6 protein-coding genes are annotated in these 10584 nt (G+C 73.2%); 5 read left to right on the top strand and 1 reads right to left on the bottom strand.

Translation table 11 applies throughout. From position 1 onward, the window contains the following. The first annotated feature begins 4 nt into the window (after positions 1-4). Positions 5-3898 (top strand): ribonuclease E/G, encoded by a 3894-nt coding sequence (locus ACFWA7_RS38635; protein ID WP_385827857.1) that lies wholly within the window; start codon positions 5-7, stop codon positions 3896-3898. A gap of 306 nt (positions 3899-4204) precedes the next feature. Here ACFWA7_RS38635 and ACFWA7_RS38630 read toward each other — a convergent pair whose 3' ends face one another. After that, on the bottom strand, positions 4205-6052 hold the full coding sequence (locus ACFWA7_RS38630) for a hypothetical protein (RefSeq protein WP_385827855.1): 1848 nt from the start codon (positions 6050-6052) through the stop codon (positions 4205-4207). Positions 6053-6353: 301 nt separating this feature from the next. Here ACFWA7_RS38630 and rplU point away from each other — a divergent pair, with 301 nt between their 5' ends. The 4 genes from rplU (at position 6354) to ACFWA7_RS38610 (ending at position 10462) form a co-directional block, all read left to right on the top strand. Further along, positions 6354-6674: a 50S ribosomal protein L21 gene (gene rplU, locus ACFWA7_RS38625; protein ID WP_015033583.1), complete on the top strand. Its 321-nt coding sequence runs from the start codon at positions 6354-6356 to the stop codon at positions 6672-6674. A 14-nt stretch (positions 6675-6688) separates the two neighbouring features. Further along, positions 6689-6943, top strand: coding sequence for a 50S ribosomal protein L27 (rpmA, locus tag ACFWA7_RS38620; protein ID WP_371652700.1), 255 nt, complete (start codon positions 6689-6691; stop codon positions 6941-6943). Between the two features lie 126 nt (positions 6944-7069). After that, on the top strand, positions 7070-8509 hold the full coding sequence (gene obgE / locus ACFWA7_RS38615; protein ID WP_385549809.1) for a GTPase ObgE: 1440 nt from the start codon (positions 7070-7072) through the stop codon (positions 8507-8509). Between the two features lie 216 nt (positions 8510-8725). Then, positions 8726-10462 carry a stealth family protein gene (locus tag ACFWA7_RS38610; RefSeq protein WP_385549806.1) on the top strand — a complete coding sequence of 579 codons (1737 nt, stop codon included), beginning with the start codon at positions 8726-8728 and terminating at the stop codon, positions 10460-10462. Positions 10463-10584: the final 122 nt, after the last annotated feature.

Genomic DNA, 10584 nt, shown 5'->3' with positions numbered 1-10584 from the left:
CGTCGTGGCCGCCGCCGAGGAGCCCGCCGCTCCGGCGCGCACCCGTCGCCGTGCCACCCGTAAGGCGACCGCTCCGGCGGGTGCGCCCGCCGCTGCCGCCGAGGAGACCCCGGCCGTCACCGAGACGGCGGAAACCCCCGCCGCCACCGCCGACGAGGCCGCTCCTGCGCGCCCGCGCCGCCGTGCCACCCGTAAGGTGGCCGCTCCGGCCGGTGCGCCCAAGGCCGCCGACGAGACGCCCGAGGCCGTCGAGGCCCCGGCCGCCGTCGAGCCCGAGACCGTCGAGCCCCAGACCGTCGAGGCCGAGGAGCCCGCCGCTCCGGCGCGCACCCGTCGCCGTGCGACCCGTAAGGCCACGGCTCCGGCGGGTGCGCCCAAGGCCGCCGAGGAGACCGAGGCCGTCGTGGCCCCCGAGGCCGCCGTGGCCGAGGAGCCTGTCGAGGCCGAGCCCGGGGCCGTCGAGGAGCCCGCCGCCCCGGCGCGGACCCGTCGCCGTGCCACCCGTAAGGCCACCGCGCCCGCCGGTGCCCCCGCCGTCGAGGAGACCCCGGCCGCCATCGGCGCGCCGCCCGCCGTCGCCGCCGAGGACCCGGTCGCCTCCCCGGCCGAGGAGGCCGCCGTCGTGGCCGCCGCCGAGGAGCCCGCCGCTCCGGCGCGCACCCGTCGCCGTGCGACCCGTAAGGCCACGGCTCCGGCCGGTGCGCCCAAGGCCGCCGAGGAGACCGAGGCCGAGGCCGAGCCGGTCGCGGCCGCGGTCGTCGAGACCGCTGTGGCCGAAGAGGCCGAGCCCGCCGCCGAGGACGAGGCGCCCCGTGGGCGCACCCGTCGCCGCGCCACCCGCAAGGCCACCGCGCCGCAGTTCACTCCGGCCGCCGCCGAGGAGCCCGTGAAGGCGGCGCCCGAGGCCGAGCCGAAGACGGAGGCCGAGCCGAAGACGGAGGCCGAGCCGAAGCCGGAGACCGGCCGATCGCGCCGCCGGGCCACCCGCCCCGCCGTCGCCGTCTTCCAGGCGCCGGTCTTCCACGAGCCGATGTTCCAGACCCCGGAGACCGCCGCCGCGGCCGCCGCCCAGGCCGCCACCGAGGTGACGGACGAGGAGGAGCCGGAGGAGACCGCGGCCGAGCCGGTCGTCGAGCAGGCCGAGCCGCAGGGCGGTTCGCGCCGTCGCCGCCGCCGTCGTGGCGAGGCCGCCGAGGCCGCGCCCGAGCCGCAGGCCCCCGTGGCCGAGGAGGCCGACGAGGCCGAGTCCGCCGAGGAGGAGCCGGAGGGCGCCGAGGCCGAGGAGCACGAGGACGACCGTCCCTCGCGCCGTCGCCGCCGCGGTGGCCGCCGCCGTCGCCGCGGCGAGTCCGCCGATTCCGAGGAGTCGGAGCCGGAGGAGTCCGCCGAGGGCGAGGCCGAGGCGTTCGAGGACGAGGAGGACGAGTCCGAGGACACCCCCTCCGCCGCCGGCACCGCCAGCAGCCGCCGTCGTCGCCGGCGCCGTCGCCGCAGCGGTGACGGGGGCGACCACGAGTCGGTTCAGGACGACCCGGAGCGCACGGTCGTCAAGGTCCGCGAGCCGCGTCCGGCACGTGAGAAGGCCGAGCCGTCCGACGAGGTGCAGTCCATCAAGGGCTCGACCCGTCTGGAGGCGAAGAAGCAGCGCCGCCGCGAGGGCCGCGAGCAGGGCCGCCGCCGGGTGCCGATCATCACCGAGGCGGAGTTCCTGGCGCGCCGCGAGGCCGTCGAGCGCGTGATGGTCGTCCGCCAGAGCGGCGAGCGCACCCAGATCGCCGTCCTGGAAGACAACGTGCTGGTCGAGCACTACGTCAACAAGGAGGAGGCCACCTCGTACGTCGGCAACGTCTACCTGGGCAAGGTCCAGAACGTGCTGCCGTCGATGGAGGCCGCGTTCGTCGACATCGGCAAGGGCCGCAACGCCGTCCTGTACGCCGGTGAGGTCAACTTCGAGGCGCTGGGCATGGCCAACGGGCCGCGCCGCATCGAGGCCGCCCTCAAGTCCGGCCAGTCGGTCCTGGTGCAGGTCACCAAGGACCCGATCGGCCACAAGGGCGCCCGTCTGACCAGCCAGGTCTCGCTGCCCGGCCGCTACCTCGTGTACGTGCCCGAGGGCTCGATGACCGGCATCAGCCGCAAGCTCCCGGACACCGAGCGGGCCCGGCTGAAGACCATCCTCAAGAAGATCGTCCCCGAGGACGCGGGCGTCATCGTGCGCACCGCCGCCGAGGGCGCGAGCGAGGACGAGCTGCGCCGTGACGTCGAGCGTCTGCAGGCCCAGTGGGAGGAGATCTCCAAGAAGGCCAAGCAGATCTCGACGAGCTCGCCGAGCCTGCTGTACGGCGAGCCGGACATGACCGTCCGCGTCGTGCGCGACATCTTCAACGAGGACTTCACCAAGGTCATCGTCAGCGGTGACGAGGCCTGGGAGACCATCCACGGCTACGTCGCGCACGTGGCGCCCGACCTGGCGGACCGCCTCTCCCGGTGGACCTCCGAGGTCGACGTCTTCGCGACGTACCGGATCGACGAGCAGCTGATGAAGGCGCTGGACCGCAAGGTCTGGCTGCCGTCCGGCGGCTCGCTGGTGATCGACAAGACCGAGGCGATGATCGTCGTCGACGTCAACACCGGCAAGTTCACCGGCCAGGGCGGCAACCTCGAAGAGACCGTGACGAGGAACAACCTCGAAGCGGCCGAGGAGATCGTGCGCCAGCTGCGGCTGCGCGACCTGGGCGGCATCGTCGTCATCGACTTCATCGACATGGTCCTGGAGTCCAACCGGGACCTGGTGCTGCGGCGACTGCTCGAATGCCTGGGCCGCGACCGTACGAAGCACCAGGTCGCCGAGGTCACCTCGCTGGGCCTGGTCCAGATGACCCGCAAGCGGGTCGGCCAGGGCCTGTTGGAGTCGTTCTCCGAGACCTGTGTCCACTGCAACGGGCGCGGTGTGATCGTGCACATGGAGCAGCCGGCCGGTGTCGGTGGCGGCGGCAACGGCAAGCGCTCCAAGAAGCGCGGCCGGGGCGGCGCCGAGCACGACCATGAGGTGCACGAGCACGAGGTGCACGAGCACGAGGTGCACGAGCACGAGGTGCACGACACCGAAGCCGTCGAGACCGAGGCGGAGGTGGCGGCCGAGGTCGCGGCCCCCGTCGCGCTCGCCGAGCCGGAGTTCGTGCCGGACGAGGAGCTCTACAGCAGCGCCGCCGAGGCGGAGGCCGCGGCCCGTGGCGGCCGCTCCCGTCGCCGTGCGACCCGTAAGGCGTCGGCTCCGGCCGGTGCGCCCAAGCGGGGCGCCGAGCCGGTCACCGAGGCCGAGCCGGTGGTGGCGGAGCCCGAGGCCGAGTCGAAGCCGGTGACGGTCGCGTCCTTCATCGAGGACGACGCGCCGCGCGGCCGCTCCCGTCGCCGGGCCACCCGCAAGGCGTCCGCCCCGGCGGGCCCGCCCGCCGCGGCCGAGCCGGTCGTGGTGGAGCCGGTCGTCATGGAGACGCCGGTCGTGGCGGCTGTCGAGCCCGAGCCCGTCGAGCCTGAGCCGGTCGTGGCCGAGCCCGTCGTCGAGGAGGCGCCCGCCGCCGCCCCGCCGCGGGCCCGTCGCCGGGTGACCCGCAAGGCCACCGCTCCCGCCGGTTCGCCGTCGGGCGCGGAGGAGGCCGCGGTGGTCGTGGTGGAGAGCACCACGGCGGCCGAGCCGGCCCAGGCCGAGCCCCTCGCGGAGGAGGAGGCGGCCCCGGCCAAGAAGACGGCCCGCAAGACGGCCAAGAAGGCCACCACCGCGAAGAAGGCGGTCGCCAAGAAGACGGCGGCCAAGAAGACCGCGGCGAAGAAGACGACGGCGAAGAAGACGACGAAGAAGGCGGCGGCCGAGCCGGCGTCGACGTCTTCGGAGAGCTGACCGTCGCCGGTCTGACGCGACACTGAAGGCCCGGCCCCGGGATTCCGGGGCCGGGCCTTCTCGTGTTCGTCTGCGGGCCGGTGGGGGCCGGTCGCGCGGTTCCCCGTGCCCCTGAGATGCGCCCCTTCGGGACACCCAGGGGATTGCTGCGCAGCAGCATTCAAGGGGCGCGGGGAACTGCGCGAGCAACCCACCACGGCCCGCAGGTCCAGAGGGTTGGGGGCGCGGGGCTGTGACCTTGTGCGGCTCCGCCGCGTGGGCGCGACCAGCCCCCACCGGCCCGCAGACGAACCCCCGGCCCGGCACTCAGCCCCGGGCCCGCCACGCCGTGCGCAGCTGGCTGCCCAGGAACAGGCTCGCCAGGGTCGGGATGGTCGCGCGGTAGCAGTCCGGGGTCGTCCAGGCGTACGCGGACGCCGGGACCAGGAGCGCGAGCCCCGCGATGCGCAGGCGCCACCAGCGGCGGCTGCGCGGCACCGGGATCGCCGGGGTGCCCAGGTCCGTGGACAGGGAGTCGCGGATGCCGCGCAACACACCCCGGCGGGCCAGGAGTTGGGCGCCGGGGACGGTGAGCAGGACCTCGTCGTGCTCACCGAAGCCCGGCGGCAGGGGCGGCAGGCCGAGCGCCGCCACCAGGTCGGCCTGGCGGCGGGCGGGGGAGTCCGCGCCCCGCAGCAGCGTCACCAGCGGCCGGGCGTCGCGGACCGAGAACGCCGCCGCCAGGGCCTGCGCGGTCGCGGACGCCACCGCGTGGTCGGTGACCGGGGCCGCGGGGTCCCACTGGTGGGCCGCGGTCTCCTTGCCCTTCTGGAGGAGCGTGAGCCCGTACCGGGGCCCGCTGCGGCGCAGGACGAGCGCGGCCCACTTCTCGCCGGTGGTGAAGCTGTCGGCCGCGGCCGTCAGCCGGTCGTCGCGGGCCAGCGCCGCGCGCCGCCCGGGCGAGGGATCGGGGACGAGCTCCACGTAACTCATGCCGGTCCGCGCGGGCGCGATCCGCAGCGAGACGCCGCACATCAGCGCGGCCTCGGCGACCTCGTGCGGCGGCGCGGCGGCTATCGCGAGCGAGCGGGGTCCGAGGGCGTGCGCGTCCCCGGACGCGGCGGCGGATCCCGCGGGGCCCGGGGACGCGTCCGGGCCGCCGGGGCGTCCGGGCCGGGAGAACAGCGGCGTCCGCGACGCCAGTTGCATCCGCACCCCCGAGCGCAGCTCCACGAACTCGGTGCGCGGCTCGCCCAGGTACGCCCACGGATACGTGCGCGCCCGCACCCCGATCGCCCGGAACACGTCCAGCGCCTCGGCCCACCGCTCGTGCAGGATCAGCATCAGGACGAGGTGGTTGCGGAAGTCCGCCGCGTCCGGGTCGCCCGGCGCGTACCAGGTGGAGAGTTCCAGGCCGCGCTCGACGGCGGCGTCGATCCTGGCCCGCTCGACGGGGCTCTGGCGCGGGTCGTCGCAGACCACCACGTACTCGACGGCCGCGAGCAGCGGCAGCGCGTGCAGCTTGGAGCCGGGCAGTGCGCTCTCGGCGGCCCGCTCGGCGAAGGCGAACATCTCGCCGTGCGAGCCGTACCACTTCTCGGAGAGGTACTGCAGGGCCGCCGCGTGGCAGCCGTAGTGGTGCGGGGAGCGGGCGACGGCCTCCGCCCAGTACGCGTCGAACACCTCGCGCGATGCCTGGCTGCCGCGGGCGTGGGTGAGCGCGATCTGCCAGGGCACCGGGTCGGTGGGGTTGAGCCGGGCGGCCGCGGACGCCACCGGGACGGCGTCCCCGAGCAGCGCGAAGAACGCCTGGAACTGCTCGGCCGCCACGTCCCTGGCGCGCGCCGCGCTGCGTATCTCCCACGCCTGGTGGACGCAGAGCTCGGCCTTGACCAGGACGGCGTCGGGGTCATCGGGCGACTCGGCGAGCCAGTCGTCCAGCCAGCCGGGGCTGTGCAGGGCGGCCGCGGCGAGCTGGGTGACGTAGGTGCTGCGGCGCTCCCACTCGGCCCGCTCGCGGGTGCCGGCGAGCAGGGCGGCGGCGGGGCCGCGGTCACCCACGTGCACGGCGGCCAGCGCGTCGCCCATCGGGCCGTCCGGGGCGTCGAGGGTGACGGCCTCGTCGGGCGGCAGGTCCGCGCCCACGGACGAGCCGTGGCGGAGCATGCGGGGCATGGAGAGGAGCGAACGCAGGTGCACGAGTGATTATTGAATCAGTGACCTCCGACACGCGGGCCCCGGGGCGGCTGTGCGGGGTGCGGGGCCCGGTGGCGATCGGCCGGTTTGACCCGTGGGAAAGCGGCCCGTAACCTTGACCCTCGGCGTGTTTCCATGCGTCCGCCCCTGAGCACCTCCCTCCCGGCGACCGTTCGCGGTAGCGGGGAGAGGCCGCTCATCCATTCCGGATCATCACGGGTTCGCCCGTGTGACGCGGCTGGCTTCAGGGGTTTCCGTTCCGAGCGAGAGAGAGACCCGCGTGTACGCCATCGTGCGCAGCGGTGGTCGCCAGCACAAGGTTGCTGTCGGCGACATCGTTGAGGTTGACAAGATTTCCACTGCCAAGGTTGGCGACACGGTCGAGCTCTCGACCCTGCTCGTTGTCGACGGCGACGCTGTTACCAGCGACCCGTGGGTGCTGGCCGGCATCAAGGTCACGGCCGAGGTCGTGGACCACCACAAGGGTGCCAAGATCGACATCCTTCGGTACAAGAACAAGACCGGTTACCGCCGTCGCCAGGGCCACCGCCAGCAGTACACGGCGATCAAGGTCACCGGCATCCCCGCGGCTGCGAAGTAAGGGACTGAGGAGACATGGCACACAAGAAGGGCGCATCGTCCACCCGGAACGGTCGCGACTCCAATGCTCAGCGGCTCGGTGTGAAGCGCTTCGGCGGTCAGACCGTCAACGCCGGTGAGATCCTGGTCCGCCAGCGTGGCACCCACTTCCACCCGGGCGCCGGTGTCGGCCGCGGTGGCGACGACACGCTGTTCGCCCTGCAGGCCGGCGCGGTGCAGTTCGGCACCCACCGTGGCCGCAAGGTCGTGAACATCGTTCCGGTCGTCTGACCGGTTCTTTCGTGAGGCGGACCTCACTTCCCGTACGGAGCCCGTACGGGAAGCAGGTCCGCCTTTCGCGTGTTTCTCATGAAACACGGCATTACACAGACATTCGTACGTACTGGAGGCAAGCCCATGACCACCTTCGTGGACCGCGTCGAGCTGCATGTCGCCGCGGGTAACGGAGGCCACGGCTGCGCCTCCGTACACCGGGAGAAGTTCAAGCCGCTCGGCGGCCCCGACGGCGGCAACGGCGGCCGTGGCGGCGATGTCATCCTGGTCGTCGACCAGTCGGTGACCACGCTCCTCGACTACCACCACAGCCCGCACCGCAAGGCCACCAACGGCCAGCCCGGCGCCGGCGACAACCGCACCGGCAAGGAAGGCCAGGACCTGGTCCTGCCCGTCCCGGACGGCACGGTCGTCCTCGACAAGGACGGCAACGTGCTCGCCGACCTCGTCGGCCAGGGCACCACCTTCGTCGCCGGCCAGGGCGGCCGCGGCGGCCTCGGCAACGCGGCGCTCGCCTCCGCCCGGCGCAAGGCCCCCGGCTTCGCGCTGCTCGGCGAGCCCGGCGAGGCCCGTGACGTGGTCATGGAGCTCAAGACCGTCGCCGACGTGGCCCTGGTGGGCTACCCGAGCGCGGGCAAGTCCTCCCTGATCTCCGTCCTGTCCGCCGCCAAGCCGAAGATCGCGGACTACCCGTTCACCACGCTCGTCCCGAACCTGGGCGTGGTCACCGCGGGCTCGACCGTCTACACCATCGCCGACGTGCCCGGCCTCATCCCCGGCGCCAGCCAGGGCAAGGGCCTGGGCCTGGAGTTCCTGCGGCACGTCGAGCGCTGCTCGGTGCTCGTCCACGTCCTGGACACCGCCACCCTGGAGTCCGAGCGCGACCCGGTCTCCGACCTCGACGTCATCGAGGCCGAGCTGACGCAGTACGGCGGCCTCGACGACCGGCCCCGCATCGTCGTCCTCAACAAGATCGACATCCCGGACGGCCAGGACCTCGCGGACATGATCCGCGGTGACCTGGAGGGGCGCGGCTACCAGGTCTTCGAGGTCTCCGCGGTCGCCCGCACCGGTCTCAAGGAGCTCTCCTTCGCGCTCGCGAAGATCGTGTCCGAGGCGCGGGCCGCCAAGCCCGTCGAGGAGGCCACCCGGATCGTGATCCGCCCCAAGGCGGTCGACGACGCGGGCTTCACCGTCACCTACGACGAGGCGGCCGAGGTCTACCGGGTGCGCGGCGAGAAGCCGGAGCGCTGGATCCGCCAGACCGACTTCAACAACGACGAGGCCGTCGGCTACCTCGCGGACCGCCTCAGCCGCCTCGGCGTCGAGGACAAGCTGATGAAGGCGGGCGCCCGCGCGGGCGACGCCGTGGCCATCGGCCCCGAGGAGAACGCGGTCGTCTTCGACTGGGAGCCGACGATGATGGCGGGCGCGGAGATGCTGGGCCGCCGTGGCGAGGACCACCGTCTGGAGGCGCCCCGTCCTGCCGCTCAGCGGCGTCGCGACCGCGATGCGGAGCGGGACGACGCGCAGCAGGAGTTCGACGACTTCAACCCGTTCTAGGGGTTTTGGCTGCCGGTGGTCGGCTGCGGCTCGTCCGTGGCTGGTCGCTCCCCCACGTTCTCGGCTCCGCTCGAACAGGGGGACCCCCATCGCGGCGGAGCCGCACGGTGTCACTTCCCCGCGCCCCTTTGGGGCGCGGGGGATTGGCATACTTGAGGACATCAGAACACCGGGTGTCCACGAGGACGTCCGCCGAACGTCAAGGAGTAGCCCCCCGTGCGTAATCCCGAGGCACCGCGACTGCTGGGGGTCTACCGGCGGGCCGTGCCCGAGAGTGTGCGGCGTGCGATCGTCTCGCAGGTCGACGCCGACATGCGGCGCCGCGTCAAGATGCGTATCGCGGGCGGCGCGGCCGTCGCCGAGAAGATGCGCGCCGCCCGCGTCACCAAGCGCTACCAGACCCTCGCCTCCGGCGCCGACCGCACGGTCGTGCACGTCGGCAAGGACCCCAAGGTCGCCCTCGTCACCCCCGGCGTGACCCCGCTCCAGGCCCGCCGCGCCAACCTCGACATAGTGCTGCGCGCCCTGCACGCGGCCGGCCTCGACCACTTCTGCGTGCGCGGCCGCTCGGAGACCGCCGCCGCCGTCGCCGTCCGCGAGGACGACCGTACGGCCGTGCTGAAGGTGCTGGAGTCGCTCTGCGGCGACCAGCCCGGCTACGTCACCCACGTCAAGGGCAACAACCCGGTCCCCGAGACCTCCCTGCCGGGGTACGAGGACGCCACCTGGCGCCGGTTCAAGACCGCCGGGACCGTCAGGGTCACCTGGTACCGCACGGACGCCACACACCGCCTCACCCTCGGCAACCGCTACGGCTGCGACGTCGAGTTCTGGCGCGAGGAGGACGGCCAGCTGGTGCCGCCGCGCGTCGGCAAGCTCGCCGAGACGCTCCCCCTCGAAGGCCCCACGGCGCAGGTCTCCGAGGCGTACTTCACCCACCTCGCCCCCCGCAAGGCCCCCGACGCCGCCCAGGTGCGCACCCGCGCCGAGTTCGCCATCCACCCCACCGACGAGATCACCTTCCCGATCGACGTCGTCTACACCTGGGTGAACGGCGCCGACCCGGCCTGGCTGCGCCGCCGCGCCCAGTTCGCGGGCGAGACCTACCACGCCGAGTCCGCCAACGCCGCGCGCTATCTGAGCCGCGACGAGCTGCGCTACTCGCTGCGCTCGCTGCACATGTACGCGCCGTGGGTGCGCAACGTCTACCTGGTGACCGACGACCAGACCCCCGACTGGCTGGACACCACCCGGCCCGGCATCAAGGTCGTCAGCCACAAGGAGATCTTCCGCGACCCGGGCCTGCTGCCCACCTTCAACTCGCACGCCATCGAGAGCCAGCTCCACCACATCGACGGCCTGGCCGAGCACTTCCTGTACTTCAACGACGACGTGATGCTCGGCAACGAGGTCACCCCGCAGGACTTCTTCCTCTCCAGCGGCCTCACCAAGTTCTTCCCGTCGCCCGCCCTCGTACCGCTGGGCTCGCGCACCCCCGAGGACCCGCCGGTGGCCGCCGCGGGCAAGAACAACCGCCGGCTGATCGAGGAGCGGTACGGGGCGGTGGTCGTGCAGAAGATGAAGCACATGCCGCACCCGCTGCGCCGCAGCCTGCTCACCGAGATCGAGACGGAGTTCGAGCCGGAGTACCGCTACACCGAGGCGAGCCGGTTCCGCTCCGAGGACGACATCTCCATCTCGTCGTCGCTGCACCACTACTACGCGTACCACACCCAGCGTGCGGTGCCGTCGGAACTCCCGTACACCTACCTCGACTTGACGCACCCGTGGACGGAGACCCGGCTCGGCCGGCTGCTCGCCAACCGGGACAAGACGGTGTTCTGCGTCAACGACACGGTCTCCACCGAGCAGGACGTGCACGAGCAGAAGGACCTCATCACGCCGTTCCTCGACGCGTACTTCCCGGTGCGGAGCCCGTTCGAGAAGGGGTAGCGCCACCGAGGCGGCGGGAGCCGTGGCCGCGCGGCTGCGGCCGGTGGGGGCTTGTCGCGCAGTTCCCCGCGCCCCTTCTTGGCCCAGTGTTTATCTGCGAGCCGGTGGGGACTGGGCGCGCA

It is taken from the genome of Streptomyces sp. NPDC059994, from assembly GCF_042737755.1.
GTDB lineage: Bacteria > Actinomycetota > Actinomycetes > Streptomycetales > Streptomycetaceae > Streptomyces.
This window is presented reverse-complemented; position numbering and strand designations above follow the sequence as displayed.

What these genes read in the sequence shown, in the direction of transcription:
- ACFWA7_RS38630 (WP_385827855.1), bottom strand. Translation starts at nt 6,052, where the DNA reads ATGCCCCGCATGCTCCGCCACGGCTCGTCCGTGGGCGCGGACCTGCCG.
- rpmA (WP_371652700.1), top strand. Translation starts at nt 6,689, where the DNA reads ATGGCACACAAGAAGGGCGCATCGTCCACCCGGAACGGTCGCGACTCC.
- obgE (WP_385549809.1), top strand. Translation starts at nt 7,070, where the DNA reads ATGACCACCTTCGTGGACCGCGTCGAGCTGCATGTCGCCGCGGGTAAC.